Raw genomic sequence first — 15,179 nt, forward strand, 5'->3', positions numbered from 1 at the left:
TGCGTCTCCTTCCCCGTGCGCCGACCAGCGGACGGACGGCCGTCCCCGGCACCGGTGGAATCCAGCCAACGCACGCGCGATCGAGCCTCGGGGGTACCCCCCGGGGGCTACGATGCCCGGCGGCTTGACCGGCCGACACACGGGGGAAGGAAAATCTGCAGATGAGCGGCATATTGATCCATTTGCCGTCGGCGCACCCCACGGAACCGGCGACGACCGTTCGCCTGGGACCGGGAGAGACCGCGCGCTTCGGCCGGGGCACCAAGGCGCATCCGGTCGAACTGCTGCTGTCCGACCCGGCCGTCTCCCGGCTCGCCGGGGAGATCCGGGTGACGGAGGACCACTGGCAGCTCAGCAACTTCTCCACCACCCACAGCTATCTGGTCGAGAACCCGGAGGGCGCCGGGGAGTACCTGAGGATCCCGCCGCGCCGGTCGGGGGCGCCGATCCCGTTCGAGTTCGCCCGGGTCGTCCTGCCCACCCGGGGCTCCACGGTGAGCTTCCAGGTGTTCGCGCCCGACCACGTCTACCTCGACGCCGACGATCCCGGCGGCGCCTGGGGCACCCGTACCCTCAACGCCTACTCCCTGGACGAGACCGCCACGTACTTCCTCGTCCTGGTGGCGCTCTGCGAGCCGCGGCTGCGCGACGAGTCGGCCGTCTCCGTGCCGACCACCCCACAGGTCGTGGAACGCCTGCGCACCCACCCGGCGCTGACGCAGCTGACCACACGGGCGGTCAGCGCCCACATCGACTACCTGGCGGAGCAGAAGCTGCGGGTGCGCGGGCCGCAGGACGTCGCCGACACCGGCGGCGGTGTACGGCGTACGGGCAAGCGCGAGGCCGTGGTCGGCGTCGCGCTGCGCTTCGGACTGGTCCGCGAGGAGCACCTGGCACTGCTGCCGCCCCGCACCCCGGGCCTCCCGCTCCCCGAACCGGCACAGCCCGGGGGCCACCGGTGAGCAGCGCGAGCGAGACGTACGACGGGACGGTCGACGGGAGCGCGGTCGACGGGAACACGGGCGGCGGCGCAGGCGGGTCGCGTCACGGCGGGGCCGGTGCGCCGGACCACGACGGGCTCGACGAGACGGCTCGCCTGATACCCCGGGGCTTCCGCGTGGGCCGCTGGGAGGTCACCGAGCCGATCGCCGACGGCGGCTGGGGACGCGTCTACGAGGGCCGCGACACGCAGATGGACGCGGCGGAGGGTACGGAGGACAGCGCCGGGGCCGGGCCGAGGGTCGCGCTGAAGTTCCTGCCGACCTCCGGGCTGGCTCCCCGGCAGGCCGAGCGGCTCGCGGAGACGGTGCGGCGCGAGATCGAGTTCGGCAGCCGGGCCCGGCATCCCCGGCTGATGCGGCTGCTGGACTCCGTGGTGCTCGGCGACACCGGGGTGCCCGGGCTGGACGGCGCCGTCGTGCTCGTCATGGAGCGGGCCGAGAGCAGCCTGCAGGACCTGCTGGACGCCGCGGACGGCAGCCCCCTGCCGGAAGCGGAGCGGCTGGTGACCGAGGTCTGCGAGGGGCTGGCCCATCTGCACCGGCTCGGCTGGGTGCACGGCGACCTGAAGCCGGACAACGTACTGATCATGGCGGACGGTTCGGTACGGCTCTCGGACTTCGGCCTCACCGTCGAACTGGACGGGACGCGCGGCACCCACGGCTACATCCCGCCCCTCGGCTCGCCCGACTACATGCCGCCCGAGCGCTGGCGCGCCCCGCTGGACGAACGCGGGGTGCAGGTACGGCCCTCCGCCGACGTGTGGGCCCTGGGCGTGATGATCCACCAGGTGTTCACCGGGGGCGCCTCGCCGTTCCCCGGGGCCACCTTCGCCGCCCGGGTCTCGGCGGTCCAGGAGTACGCCGAGGGCAGGGCGCCGCTCAGACTGCACGTCGTGGTGCCGGAGTTCTGGCGCACCCTGGCCGCCGACTGTCTCCTGCCCGCGCACACCGAGCGTGCGGCGCACACCGGGGAGAGCCTGCTGGCACGCGTCCGGACCGCCGCCGACGGGGACGGCCTCCCCGCCGCCCGGCAGCGGACCGGCAGACGGACCGTCGCGCTGGCCGCCGGTGCCGCGCTGACCCTGCTCGGCACGGGCGGCGCCGCCTGGTGGCAGTGGGGAGGCTCCGGCGGCGACCCCCGTACGGCGCCGGAAGTGCGGCTGAGCGTGTACAACGCCGACGCCAAGTGCCGCGCCCGCACCGACCGGCACCCGATGTGCAGCCTCGGCCTCGCCATCGACCCCGCCACGCCGTACGTCCTGGACAACGTGGTGGAGACCCGGGTGTGGCACGGCGACGTCCTCGCCGTCGAGTGCGGTCTGGAGCGCGGGGTCCCCGTCACCGACGAGACGGGCGTCCGGTCGTCACGGTGGTACCGGGTGCGGCTGGCCACGGCGGACGAGGGTGCGGAGAAGGACACGGAGACCGTGCGGGCCACCGCCTGGCTGCCCGACGTGCGGACCAGGAGCCGGCCCGTCGTCCCAGCCTGCGCGACCGGCTGAGCCGCGGGCCGAAGTCTGCTGCCCGCGGCTCGGTGTGTGCCGGTCAGCACTGCCGGCTGACACCGCCGGTCTCGTCGCCCTTGAGGTAGATACCGCTGACATAGCCGACCCCGCCCGCGTTCAGCGGCAGCCGGACCCACTTGTCGTTGGTGACGCCCTCGGCGGTCACCTTCTGGCCGACCACCCAGCAGTCCGCCGGGTAGGACTGGCCGGGGTACACCTTGCTGACGGGCGGGTTGCACGAAGTCGACGCGCAGGAACGGACGTTGGCCTCGGTCCACGCCGTCACCGTCGTCGAACCACCACCACCGCCACCGCCACCGCCGCCGCCGGGCGTGCACGGCAGCTCGACTCCGCGGTCGCGCAGGTAGGGGACCGGGTCGATGCCGCGGACCGAGGTGGAGGTGCCGACCCGGACCCGCAGATGCAGGTGGACGCCGGTGGAGTCGCCCTCGGAGCCCATCAGGGCGATGCGCTGACCGGCCGACACCTGCTGGCCGACCGAGACGTCCCGCTGGTACATGTGGCCGTACTCGGTCACGGTGCCGTCGGAGTGCAGGATGCGGATCCACTGGCCGTAGCCCTGAGCGGGGCCGGAGGCGATGACCTCGCCGGCGCCGACCGCGTGGATCGGGGTGCCGAGCGAGCTCGCGATGTCGACACCGTCGTGGCCGCTGCTGTAGCCCTGGGTGACCACACCGGCGGCCGGGCAGGATCCGGCGTAGGCGGTGGCGGCGGCGGTGCCGTTCGTCGCCGCGTGTCCGGGGGCGGCCACCGCGAGGGGCAGCAGCAGGGCCGCCGCGGCCAGCAGCCCGGCCCGTAGGTTCATGCCGCGCAGAGCGAGACGCACGTGGTTTCTCCCATGAGGTAGCGGCTTCTGACGAGCCGTCGGGTGAGGTGCTCCGGCCTCAGCCCGTCGTGGAGCGGGGCCGGTCCACGGACCCTAGACGCGCGGCGGCCTCGCGCGGCATCCGTAAGTTTGCGGAGAGACGGTGCCCCGGGCGGGGCGGTAGTCCTGGGCCCCTCGTCCACATCCACCGAGGGGAAATCCGTGCCTGTCGTATCCATGCCCGCCAAGTGGCGTACGCCGCTGTGGGGAACGCAGGTCGTGTGCCTGCTGCTCGTCCTGATGGGTCTGACGGCGCCGCCCGCCGCCGCACAGACTCCGAAGCCCCAGGACAGCTGGCGCATCGACCTGGCGGGACCGGAGGCCGACCGGGGCAACGTCGCCCGCCGTCCGGACGGGATCACCGTCAAGGACAGCAGAGGCCGGACCCGGTCGGTGCCCGGCGCCTCCGCCGTCTACACGTCGCCCGGCAGAAGCCTCGGCCGCCAGCTCACCGCGTTCACCGTACGGACGAAGGCGAAGGTCCCCGCCGGCACCAGGGTGCAGACCGAGGTCCGGGGCAGCAACCACCCGGGCACCTGGACGCAGTGGCGGGCCACGGGCGCCGGCGGCGCGGTCCGGCTGCCGCAGGCGGTCTCCCTCCTCCAGGTCCGGCTCACCCTGCTCGGCGTGCCCGGCGGAGCGTCACCCACCGTCCACGCGGTCACCGTCGCCGCGGCGGCCGTGCAGCCCGCGCCGCAGCAGACCCCGGGCACCGGCAGGGCGGCCACGTCCGGTCCCACCTACCGGCTGTTCGCCACCCGTGAGGGCCTCGTCGGCGGGACCACCGCCAACGGCCACGTCATCCAGCCCCGCGACCACTTCGTGGCCCTGCCCTCGCGCCGGATGCTGGCGGTCAACGGCGGACAGGAGTACAAGGTCCGCCTCTGCTACAAGGGCCGCTGCGAGACCGCGCCCGTGTGGGACGTCGGCCCGTGGAACACCCGCGACGACTACTGGAACCCGCCCGCGCAGCGGGAGATGTGGCGGGACCTGCCGCAGGGCACCCCCGAGGCCCAGGCGGCGTACCTCAACGGCTACAACGGCGGGCTCGACGAGTTCGGCCGACGGGCCGCCAACCCGGCCGGCATCGACGTCGCGGACGGCACCTTCTGGGACGGCCTCGGCATGACCAACAACGACTACGTGGACGTCACCTTCATGCCGGACGGTGGCGGTGGTGGTGGTTCGACGACGGTGACGGCGTGGACCGAGGCCAACGTCCGTTCCTGCGCGTCGACTTCGTGCAACCCGCCCGTCAGCAAGGTGTACCCCGGCCAGTCCTACCCGGCGGACTGCTGGGTGGTCGGCCAGAAGGTGACCGCCGAGGGCGTCACCAACGACAAGTGGGTCCGGCTGCCGCTGAACGCGGGCGGGGTCGGCTATGTCAGCGGTATCTACCTCAAGGGCGACGAGACCGGCGGTGTCAGCCGGCAGTGCTGACCGGCACACACCGAGCCGCGGGCAGCAGACTTCGGCCCGCGGCTCAGCCGTCACCAGTCACCCGTCACCCGCGGGGAGCCGGACGGTGAAAGTGGTCGATCCCGGGCCGCTTTCGAGCGTGACGCTTCCGTCATGGGCCTCCGCCACCGCCGCCACGATCGACAGACCGAGGCCGGCGCCGGTTCCGGCGCCCGTGCCCCCGGTGCGGCGGCGGTCGGCGTGGGTGAAGCGTTCGAAGACCTTGGGCCGGATGTCGGCGGCCACGCCCGGCCCGTCGTCGTGGACCCTCAGTACGACCGTCGTGTCCTCGGCCGCCAGCGAGATGGTCACCGTGCTGCCGACGGGGGTGTGCAGGCGCGCGTTGGCCAGCAGGTTGGCCAGCACCTGATGGAGCCGGTGGGCGTCGCCCGGCACCGTCACCGGCTCCTCGGACAGTTGCAGCGTCCAGCGGTGGCCGGGGCCCGCGGCCTGCGCGTCCGTCACCGCGTCCAGAACGAGGCGGGTCAGGTCGACGGGCAACCGTTCCAGGGGGCGGCCCGCGTCGAGGCGGGCGAGGAGCAGCAGGTCGTCGACCATCTCGCCCATGCGGGCCGCCTCGGCCTCGATGCGCTCCAGGGCCCGCACCACCTTCCGCGGCACCGGTTCCGGGTGCAGCAGCGCCAGTTCGGCGTGACCGCGCACCGATGCCACGGGGGTGCGCAGCTCATGGCTGGCGTCGGCGGCGAAACTGCGCAGCCGTTCCTCGCTCGCGTGCCGCTTCGTCAGCGCGTCCTCTACATGGCCGAGCATCAGGTTGAAGGCGCCGGCGACGCGTCCCACCTCGCTGCGCGGATCGGCCCCGGGCGCGCGCGGCCACAGCTCCACCTCGCCGCTGGAGAGCGGCAGTTCACTGACCCGGGTGGCGGTCGCGGCCACCCGGCTGAGCGGTCGCAGCGACCAGCGCACCCACAGCGCTCCCGCGACCCCGGCGACGGCGAGGGCCGCGCCGAGGACGACGGCGGCGACCAGTTCCAGCCGGTGGACGGCGGCCTCCACGGACTCCGTGGGCAGCCCGGTGATCAGGACGTCCCCGTCCCTGCCCTCGGCCGCCATCATGCGGTAGTCGTCCAGCGTCGAGAGGTCGACGGTGTGTCCCTCGCCGTCGGCGGGCAGCCCGGCGAGCCGTTTCCGGTCCCGCGCGTTCAGCGCGACGGTCACCGTGCCCGTACCGCTGCCGGACGCCACCACCGCCGCGTTGGTGACCGTGTCGCCGACCAGCCGGGCGCCGAACGTCCCTGCGGCCTGGCGGCGGGTGTCACCGTCGCCGTCCTTGTCCTCGTCGCCGTCGTGGTCGGACGGCAACGGCAGGGGGTCGCCGTGCTCCAGGCTCGCGGGGAACCGTGCGCCCGCCTCGCGCAGTTGCTGGTCGAGGCGGCCGGTGAGGAAGCCGTTCAGCTCCACCACCGCCGCCACCCCCACGGCCGCGCAGCTGACCGCGAGCAGCACGACGAGCCCGGCGGTGAGCCGCGCCCGCAGCGTGTGCGGGCGGGGGAACCGCCGCAGCCACCCGCGCGCCCTCACCGGGCCACCGGCTTGAGCACGTATCCGGCGCCCCGCACTGTGTGGATCATGGGCGGGCGGCCGGCGTCCACCTTCTTGCGCAGGTACGAGATGTACAGCTCGACGACATGGGCCTGTCCGCCGAAGTCGTAGGACCAGACGCGGTCGAGGATCTGCGCCTTGCTGAGCACCCGGCGCGGGTTGCGCATCAGGAAGCGGAGCAGTTCGAACTCCGTCGGGGACAGCTCGACGAGTTCGCCGCCTCGGGTGACCTCGCGGGCCTCCTCGTCCATGACGAGGTCGCCGACGATCAGCCGTGGGCCGTCCTCCTCCGTCTGGCGGGCCATACCGGCCCGGCGCAGCAGTCCGCGCAGCCGGGCGACGACCTCCTCCAGGCTGAACGGCTTCGTCACGTAGTCGTCGCCGCCCGCCGTGATCCCGGCGATACGGTCCTCGACGGCGTCCCGCGCGGTCAGGAAGAGCACGCACACGTCGGGGCGTACGGCGTGCAGCGAGCGCAGCACGGCGAAGCCGTCGGTGTCCGGGAGCATGACGTCGAGGACGACGGCGTCGGGCAGCAGCTCGCGCGCCTCGGCGAGCGCCGAGACGCCGTCGCCCGCCGTGCGGACCTGCCAGCCCTCGTAGCGCAGAGCGCCGGAGAGGACCTCCGCGAGGTCGGGGTCGTCGTCGACGACGAGGACCCGGAGCGGGGTGCCGTCGGTCCGGGTCAGCGCGGGGCGGCCGAAGCCGCGGGGGCGGGGAGCGTTCATCTCGGTTACCAGGATGCGGTCCCACCGCGTCCCCTGCCGCGTTCCCGACCTCTGAGTTCCCTCTGAGTTCCCTCTGAGTCGACTCCTCGTCCGCGATGGCCCCGGACCCCCGACCGCCCTTCCCACCTGCGGGTTCGGCCGTCCAGCGGGCCATGCGCTGAGAGCGGGCTCAGAGGTTGCGTCGGCACGGTGTCCTCCCGGACGCCCAACGGGACGTACGGACGGACAGCCGAAGGGACACGCGGATGACTACGGCGTACGCGCAACGGAGGGTCGCCCCCGCGCCGCCCGCGCCCCGGCGTTCCCCCGCCGGGCCGGTGCTCGCCGCCTTGTGGGCCGGCGCCGCCGCCGTGGTCGCCCTGTGGTGGCACGACACGGGGTCGGTCGTCGGCACGGCCGGCCGGCTCACGGGAGCCGGGCGGATCGCGGGACTGCTGTGCGGGTACGCCTGTGCCGTCCTCGTCGGTCTGATGGCCCGCGTTCCGCTGCTGGAGCGGCGGATCGGGGCGGACCGGGTGACGCGCTGGCACGCGAGGGCGGGCCGCTACACGGTCTGTCTGCTGGTGGCGCACATCGTGCTGATCCTGCTCGGGTACGCCGCCCAGGACGGTTCCTCGTTCCTGGACGAGGCGCTCACCGTGGTCCTGGACTACCCGGAGATGCTCAAGGCCACCGCGGGCACCGTCGTCCTGTTCGCGGTCGGGATCGTCTCGGCCGGCGCGGTGCGCCGCCGGGTCGCCCACGAGTTCTGGTACTACCTGCACCTGCTCACGTACGCCGCCGTCTTCCTCGCCTTCGGTCACCAGCTCGCCCTGGGCTCCGACTTCACCGGCAACGGTGCGGCCCAGGCCGCCTGGTACACGCTGTACCTGGGCGTCGCCGCCCTGGTGGTGTGGTTCCGGATCCTCGCCCCGGTACGGCTCAACCTGCGGCACCGGCTGCGCGTCGACTCCGTGCACCGGGAGGCGCCCGGCGTGTACTCCGTCGTCGTCGCCGGTCGGCGACTGGACGAGATGGGCGTACGGCCGGGGCAGTTCCTGCGCTGGCGGTTCCTCACCGAGGGCATGCGCTGGACCTCCACGCCGTACTCCCTGTCGGCGCCGCCGCGCCCCGGTCTGCTGCGCATCACCGTCAAAGCGCTCGGCGACCACAGTGCCGCCGTGTCCCTGCTCCGGCCGGGCACCCGGGTCTGGGCGGAGGGCCCCTACGGGGCGCTGACCGCCGACCGGCAGACCTCGCACAGGTCCCTGCTGATCGCGGGCGGCGCCGGAATCACCCCGCTGCGGGCCCTGTTCGAGACGCTGCCCGGCGACGTCACCCTCCTCTACCGCGCCCGTACGAACGAGGACCTCGCCCTGGGCGGGGAACTGGAGGCCGTCGCACGGTGGCGCGGGGCGAGGGTGCTCTACGCGCTCAACGGCCCGGACGGCCGGCGCCCGGACCTCTCGGCCCCCGCCCTGCGGGCGGCCGTGCCCGACCTGGACGCCCACGACGTGTACCTGTGCGGCCCGTACGGATTCGCCCGGGACCTGTACGAGGCGCTGCGCGCCGCCGGGGTCCCCGACCGCCGTATCCACCACGAGTCCTTCGAGCTGTGAGGCCCTCTTGCACACGTTGAGGAAGAACCGTCCACTGCGCCGCATCGCCCTGGCGAGCGCCGCGACCGTCTCCGGGATGGTGCTGCTGCTGTCGCTGAAGCCGCACACGACACCGGCGGTCGCCATCGGGTCGGCGAACTCCCCGGCACCGTCCGGCAGTCCGAGCCCGTCGGGTGGAGCAACCGGGTCGGGCGGATCGAGCGGCTCGGCCACCGGCACCCGGACCCTCACCGGCGACCCGGTCCAGACGCGCTACGGCCCCGTCCAGGTCCGCGCCACACTGACGAACGGGAAGCTCACCGACGTCACCGCGATCACCTATCCGCAGGAGAACCCGAGGGACCAGCAGATCAACGCGTACGCCGTCCCGCAGCTGACCAGGGAGGCCCTCACCGCCCAGAGCGCCGACATCGACACCGTCTCCGGAGCCACCTACACCAGCGACGGCTACCGCCGGTCACTCCAGTCGGCCCTGGACTCCGCGGGCGGCTGACAGCGCCCGGGGAGTTCCGCTCCGGGAGACATTCGCACGCCGATCGCGGCATGAAGTACTCGATGCCGGGGACTTGTTTCGGTCATACGATGACAAGTGGGTCGGCATGGTCAGGTGCTCGGGCCCAGGTCAGGCCGTCGCACCAGCCGCCGGAGCGCGCAGACAGGGAGCAGGGCATGATCCGTTCAGCCGACATCCGCGAATGGCGCAATCACGAAGTGATCGACGAGAAACAGCGCAGGATCGGCATGCTCGAAGCGGTCTACGTGGACACCGCCACCGACGAACCGGCCATGGCCACCGTCCGGACCGGGCTGCCCACCCGCCACCGGCTGGTCTTCGTCCCCCTCGACGACGTGGTCCTCGGACCGGGCTACGTCAAGGTCTCCTACTCCAAGTCACAGGTGCGCAATGCCCCGTCGATCGGGACCGACGACGTGCTCCCCGCCGAGCGGGAGGCGGAGATCTTCAAGCACTACGGCATGGAGTACCAGCCCGGAGCAGGGGGCGAACGTCAGCTCGCACGCCGCTGAACACACGTGCACTTCGCATCCTTCGCACACCGCACAGAGGAGATGGACCGGATGATGGCGCTCTTCCTTCTGCTGGTCCTGGTGGCGGTCGTCCTGGGAATCATCGGCGTGGCAGCTCATGGCCTGGGATATCTGCTGGCCATCGGCATCGTGATCTTCGTCGCCGACCTGCTCTTCTTCGGGGCGCGGCTGTCCCGGCGTGCCAGGCGGCGGCCCGTCCGCTGACCGTGAAGCCGTACGGTGGGGGCGAACCCGGGACGTGGCCGGACGGATCGTCGTGCCGGCCACGCGGCCGGGTTCCTGTCGGGGGGCCATCGGCACTGGTCCGGCGGTTTCCCCTGACGCGCCCGCGGGCTTCGGTGCGAGGCCGCCCTGACTCGAGGGCGGCGTGGTGGAGGGTACGGTGCCCGGTGCGGGTGACGAGTCGGGGTCACGGCCTGCGGCCGGACCGGAGTTCTGGAGACAGGTCGTCGAGCGGCTGAGCGCAGCCCTGATGGTGGTCGACCCGACCGGCCGGATCGACGCGGTCAACCCGGCCGCCGAGCGGCTGCTGGGCCGTACGGCCGCCGAGGTACTCGGGGAGGACGCGCACGAGCTGCTGCACCGGGACGCGACCGGTGGCACGCCTCTGCGGGAGCAGTGTCCGCTGCTCCGGGCGCTGGCCGAGAAGGGTCCCGCACGCGGTGACGGCGACAGCTGTCTGCGTGGTGACGGCCGACTGGTCACGATCTCCTGGTCCGCCTCTCCCCTGGTGGACGACGGTTCCTTCAAGGGCATGGCCGTGCTGCTCACCGACGGCACCGACAGCACCGGCGACCCGGGCGTGCGCCGGGAGGGCGCGGCGTACACGAGTGCCCTGGAGGATCTCAACGAGCGGCTGACGCTGGTCGCGGAGATCACCGACGTACTGGGCCAGACCCTGGAGACCGACGAGGCGCTCGCCCGGCTGGGCCGGCTGCTGGTCCCCCGTCTCGCCGACTGGGCGGCGGTGGACCTGCGGACCGGTTCCGGGCGGATCCACCGGGTGGCGGTGACCGGGCCCGCGGGCCGGGACGCCGCGCTGGAGGGCGGGCGCGAGCGCCTTCCCGAGGCCGGGGAGGAGGACCGGTCACCCCTCGTCCAGGTGCTGAACGGCGGTGATCCCGTACGGCAGGAAGTGGCGGAGCCGGCCGCCGCACCGCCCGGCTCCGGCCTGGCCGCCGTCCACAGCGACTTCCTGCGGGCCGTGCGCGCGACGTCCGCCATCACGGTGCCGCTGGGCTCCGGCCCCGAGCGGCAGATCACCGGCGCCCTGACGGTGGTGCGCACCGACCCGGCGCACCCCTTCGACGACGCCGACCTCGGAGTGGTGAGCGACATCGGCCGACGGGTCGGCCTGGTCATCGACAACGCCCGGCGGTTCGGCCGCCAGCGCGCCGTCGCCGAGGCCATGCAGCGCAACCTGCTCGCCCCGCTGCCCCAGCCCGGCCGGCTGCGACTGGCCGCCCGCTACCAGCCCGCCCCCGTCGGCTCCCAGGTCGGCGGCGACTGGTACGACGCGTTCGAGCTGAAGGACGGCACGCTCGCGCTGGTCATCGGCGACGTCGTGGGCCACGATCTGACGGCGGCGGCCGGAATGGCCCAACTGCACGGCATCCTGCGCTCGTTGGCCTGGGACCGCTCCGGACCGCCGGGCACCGTCGTCGACCGCCTCGATGACGCGATGCCCGCCATCACCACCGTCCCCATGGCCACCCTCGTCCTCGCCCGGGTGGAGGGACACCCGGACACGGGCCCCTGGACCCTGCGGTGGACCAGCGCCGGCCACCCGCCGCCGCTCCTGCTGACCCCCGGCGGAAACGCGCGGTATCTCGAAGCCGGACAGGGCCTCCTCCTCGGCACCCACCACGGCGGCGGCGAGAGCCGGCCGACCGCCACCGAGCCCCTGCCGCCGGGCTCCACCCTGCTGCTCTACACCGACGGCCTGATCGAGATCCCCGGCAGCGACCTCGACACCGGGATGCGCCGACTGCGCCGCCACGCCCTGGCGCTCGCCCACGCACCGCTGGACACCCTGTGCGACCAGCTCCTCGCCCGGATGCCACCCGGCAGCACCGACGACGTGGCCCTCCTCGCGCTGCGCCTGCCGGCCCCGTGACAGAGACCGAGGGCCGTGGGGCGGTGGAGCGTCAGTTCGCGTCAGATGCCGCCGGGCGGGTGCCCGGGACCGCTCCGAATCCCATCAGCCCGGGTATGTCGCCGTCCTGGCCGTAGACCAGCACCCGGTAGTACGAGGTGGTCCCGGCCGGTGCCGCGGTGTCCAGGTAGGACACGGCGGAGCCGGGGAGGGCCGAGGTCAGCTCGTCCCACACCTGGGTGGCGGGGTTCCAGCGGTCGACCGTGAACGAGGCCAGGGGAGAGCACCATTCGGTCGGGCAGAACCACGACCAGGTGAGGAGCACCCCGTCCGCGGAACCGCTCGCCGCCAGGGTCATGGAGGCGCCGTAGCCGTCGCCCACCCACGGCAGTACCGCCGCCTCGGAACGCACCCCGGCGGCGTCCACCGCCACCACCGCGTAGAAGGCGTTGGAGGAGGTGAAGGGTGCGGCGGTGTCGGTCACGGTGGTGGCCGTCACGGGCTGGTCCTGGACCCGGACACCGGGGTTGGCCGCGTCGCCCCAGTAGCGGTGGACGAGGTAGCCGGTGGCGCCGGGGACGGGCTGCCAGGACAGCACCGCGTCGTTGCCGTCCTGCCGCGCCGCGAGACCCTCGGGCCGGCCGGGACGCACGGTGTTCTCGGGGTACGGGCGCACCGCGCAGCGGTCCTCGGAGAACTCCGAGCGGCTGCCCTCCGTGTTCACGGCGACGGTCCGGTAGCAGGAGGGCACTCCGGCCGGGGCGCCGGTGTCGGTCCAGTCCGGGGACGTCGTCGCGGGGATCTCGGCGGCCTTGACGGACACGGCGTCCGGCTCGGTGCGGCGCCAGATCTCGTAGCGGACCACGGCGGGGTCGTAGCCCGGCCAGGTCAGCCGGATGCCGTCGGACGTGCCCTCCGCGGTCGGCATCTCCGGTGGCTGCGGGGCGGGGGCGGGCTCGTCGGACACGTCGATCCAGACCGGGTCGCTGTAGTTGTCGTCGAAGTCGCGCACCGTCAGGCAGTAACGGGCCCTGGGGTTCGGGGCGGTGTCCAGGTAGCGCGAGTTGACGGTCTCGAAGGTGAAGCCGTCCGTGTCGCACGCGCCGCCGTAGGTCGTGCGGTACAGGTAGTAGGCGCGGATCTCGGGCAGCGGGGAGTCGTTCCAGTCGAGCAGGAGGCCGCCGTCGACCCGGCCGGCGGTCAGCCCGGTGGGTGTGGGCGGCTTGGACGCCGGCGGGACCGGCCGCTTGAGCCGTACGACTGTGCCGGCGGAGCGGTTGCCCAGCTGGTCGACCGCGACGACCCGGTAGTACGGGGTGGCGTCGGCGGCGATCGGACCGTCGGTGAGGATGCAGCGGACCTGCTCCTCGGTGTCGGGCACGGCGGCGCACTGGGGTGTGCGGGCGCCCCCGGAGTCGGTGAACGGGCCGTCGGGGGTGTCGCCGCGGGTGACCTGGTAACCGGCGAAGTCCTGCTCGTAGCCGGGCCAGCCGTGGGTGGTCCAGGCCAGGGTGGCGGTGGTGCCGCCCTCGGGCGCGGTGACCTCGGGCACGCCGGGCGCGGCGGGCGGAGTGGTGTCCGGCGGCAGCGGACGGCTGACGGCGACCGGCTCGGTCCAAGCCGAGTACGTGCGCGGGGTGTCCGCGTCGACGACCTTGCCGACTGCGCGCACCCGGTAGTGGCGGGCGCCGCCCACGGGCAGGGCGGCGCCGTCGGTGAACTCCGACGAGGCGAGGGGCGGGTCCTCACCGACGCGCAGGATCCAGGGGCCGGAGGCCGAGGAGGCGGACTGCACCTGGTAGCCGGCGGTCGGGCCGTGCACGGGGCTGCCGACCGGGTTGTCGGCCCAGTCCAACAGGGCGTAGCCGTCGGCGAGTTCACCTGTCAGCCCGGTGGGCCGGAGCGGCGGGTACAGCCCGGTGTCGGGGCGCAGCGCGGAGGCGACGGTCGAGGCGTACTCACCGGGCTCGGTGGTCGCCGGGGCGGACTCGTTGCCGGCGGTGTCGACTGCCGTCACCCGGTAGTACGCGGTGACGCCGATCGGGGCGTCCTTGTCGGCGTACGCGTTGTCCTGGACCACTCGCGCGTCGGCGCTCCTGATCCTGGTCCAGGGGCCTGCCGGGGCGGCGGCGCGATAGACGTGGTAGCCGGCGAAGGCGTCCCGGGTGCTGAGGTCGTCGTCCCGACTCGGGCCCCAGCTCAGGTGGTTCTCGCCGAGGTCGTCGTCGGGGTCGGGTACGCCGTCGCCGTTGAGGTCGATGTCGCCGTAGCCGTCGGCCCCCAGGAGGTCCGGGGCGCCCGGCGGGGTGGTGTCTGCCGGGACGGCCGGGACGCCCGCCGAGGCGCGGGACTGGTTGCCTGCGCGGTCCACGGCGGTGACGGCGAACCAGTACTTGGTGCCGTTGCGCAGTCCGGTCGAGGTGAACGAGGCGCCGGTCAGTGGACCGGCGCCGCTGATCCGGTGCGCGGTGTCGATCGCGACGGGGGTGCTGGTGGAGCGGTAGACGCGGTAACCGGCCAGATCCGCCTCGGAGTTGCGCGCCCAGCTGACAGTGGCCCTGCCGTCACCGGGTACCGCCTTCACGGAGGCGGGGGCCAGCGGGGCCACCTTGTCCGGCGTGGCCGGGGCAAGGCCCGCGGAGACGTTGGCCGAGCCGGTGAAGGCCGCGTAGTCGACCCGCACGGTGTGCGTCCCGGCGGGCACGGTCACCTTGACGCTCGCCCGCTGTGTGGCGGTGTAGTCCCGCCACAGGTCGACGAGGCGCTTGCCGTCGATCCAGACCCGGACACCGTCCTGGGCGGCGGTCGTCAGCAGGAAGGGTCCGCCCCCGCCGAAGTTCCGGCGCATCGTCCAGCGGACGCCGAAGCGGTCGTCGGGCAGGGAGATCCCGGCGGGGTGGGCCTTGCCCCAGTTCTCGCCGACGGCCTTGTCGCACAGTGACTTTCGGGGTGTGCCGGTGAGCGTGGTGTTGGCGTGGTAGTCGGCCTTCCACACACCGTCGGCGCAGCTCACTGCCGCGATCGGCACGGCGTCGGGCCGGTCCCGGGTCGGGGTCTGCACGGTACCGGCGACGAGCGCGGCTCCGGCGACGGCCGTGGTGACCGGCCACAGCAGCCGGTGCGGCGTCCGGCCACGGGATTGCGGGGGAACGGCTCTGCCCATGCGGGGCGTCATCCTTCCTCGGGCCCGGGGCAGTATCGGTGGCGGCACGGCATGGCAAAACGGATCGGACGGTTCCCCCGGGTGATCACTTCGCCTGTTCCGCGATGATGGCATGCGAACAGATATTCGTGTTCG

12 protein-coding genes are annotated in these 15,179 nt (G+C 73.5%); 8 read left to right on the plus strand and 4 right to left on the minus strand.

What is annotated here, in order from left to right:
• Window positions 1-161: 161 nt before the first annotated feature.
• Together OHN74_RS20310 and OHN74_RS20315 are read left to right on the plus strand one after the other, a co-directional pair.
• The gene (locus OHN74_RS20310) at window positions 162-962 is read left to right on the plus strand and encodes a serine/threonine protein kinase (RefSeq protein ID WP_327695976.1); all 801 of its coding nucleotides are present in this window, start codon (window positions 162-164) and stop codon (window positions 960-962) included.
• Window positions 959-2,503, plus strand: a complete 1,545-nt coding sequence (locus tag OHN74_RS20315) for a serine/threonine-protein kinase (protein WP_327695977.1) — start codon at window positions 959-961, stop codon at window positions 2,501-2,503. The genes OHN74_RS20310 and OHN74_RS20315 overlap by 4 nt, the downstream gene beginning before the upstream one ends.
• A 43-nt stretch (window positions 2,504-2,546) precedes the next feature.
• Here OHN74_RS20315 and OHN74_RS20320 read toward each other — a convergent pair whose 3' ends face one another.
• The gene (locus OHN74_RS20320) at window positions 2,547-3,353 is read right to left on the minus strand and encodes a M23 family metallopeptidase (RefSeq protein ID WP_327695978.1); all 807 of its coding nucleotides are present in this window, start codon (window positions 3,351-3,353) and stop codon (window positions 2,547-2,549) included.
• 201 nt (window positions 3,354-3,554) lie between these two features.
• Here OHN74_RS20320 and OHN74_RS20325 point away from each other — a divergent pair, with 201 nt between their 5' ends.
• The gene (locus OHN74_RS20325) at window positions 3,555-4,832 is read left to right on the plus strand and encodes an SH3 domain-containing protein (protein ID WP_327695979.1); all 1,278 of its coding nucleotides are present in this window, start codon (window positions 3,555-3,557) and stop codon (window positions 4,830-4,832) included.
• 57 nt (window positions 4,833-4,889) lie between these two features.
• Here the strand turns inward: OHN74_RS20325 and OHN74_RS20330 are convergent, their stop codons facing one another.
• Both OHN74_RS20330 and OHN74_RS20335 read right to left on the minus strand, forming a co-directional pair.
• The gene (locus OHN74_RS20330) at window positions 4,890-6,392 is read right to left on the minus strand and encodes a sensor histidine kinase (protein ID WP_327695980.1); all 1,503 of its coding nucleotides are present in this window, start codon (window positions 6,390-6,392) and stop codon (window positions 4,890-4,892) included.
• Window positions 6,389-7,141: a response regulator transcription factor gene (locus OHN74_RS20335; protein ID WP_327695981.1), complete on the minus strand. Its 753-nt coding sequence runs from the start codon at window positions 7,139-7,141 to the stop codon at window positions 6,389-6,391. Before OHN74_RS20335 ends, OHN74_RS20330 begins: the two co-directional genes overlap by 4 nt.
• 245 nt (window positions 7,142-7,386) lie before the next feature.
• On the opposite strand from OHN74_RS20335, the gene OHN74_RS20340 reads away from it, so the two are divergent.
• The 5 genes from OHN74_RS20340 (at window position 7,387) to OHN74_RS20360 (ending at window position 11,902) form a co-directional block, all read left to right on the plus strand.
• Complete coding sequence (locus OHN74_RS20340; RefSeq protein ID WP_327695982.1) at window positions 7,387-8,739, plus strand: ferredoxin reductase family protein; 1,353 nt, start codon at window positions 7,387-7,389, stop codon at window positions 8,737-8,739.
• Between the two features lie 7 nt (window positions 8,740-8,746).
• A complete protein-coding gene (locus OHN74_RS20345) occupies window positions 8,747-9,232 on the plus strand; it encodes an FMN-binding protein (RefSeq protein ID WP_327695983.1) in 486 nt (161 codons plus the stop codon).
• A gap of 176 nt (window positions 9,233-9,408) precedes the next feature.
• Window positions 9,409-9,765: a PRC-barrel domain-containing protein gene (locus OHN74_RS20350; RefSeq protein ID WP_327695984.1), complete on the plus strand. Its 357-nt coding sequence runs from the start codon at window positions 9,409-9,411 to the stop codon at window positions 9,763-9,765.
• Between the two features lie 42 nt (window positions 9,766-9,807).
• A complete protein-coding gene (locus OHN74_RS20355; protein ID WP_327700470.1) occupies window positions 9,808-9,990 on the plus strand; it encodes a hypothetical protein in 183 nt (60 codons plus the stop codon).
• Window positions 9,991-10,168: 178 nt separating this feature from the next.
• Window positions 10,169-11,902, plus strand: coding sequence for a SpoIIE family protein phosphatase (locus OHN74_RS20360; protein ID WP_327695985.1), 1,734 nt, complete (start codon window positions 10,169-10,171; stop codon window positions 11,900-11,902).
• 31 nt (window positions 11,903-11,933) lie between these two features.
• Here the strand turns inward: OHN74_RS20360 and OHN74_RS20365 are convergent, their stop codons facing one another.
• Window positions 11,934-15,044, minus strand: coding sequence for a fibronectin type III domain-containing protein (locus tag OHN74_RS20365; protein ID WP_327695986.1), 3,111 nt, complete (start codon window positions 15,042-15,044; stop codon window positions 11,934-11,936).
• Between the last annotated feature and the right edge of the window lie 135 nt (window positions 15,045-15,179).

The organism is Streptomyces sp. NBC_00459, from assembly GCF_036013955.1.
In the GTDB taxonomy this organism is placed as follows: domain Bacteria; phylum Actinomycetota; class Actinomycetes; order Streptomycetales; family Streptomycetaceae; genus Streptomyces.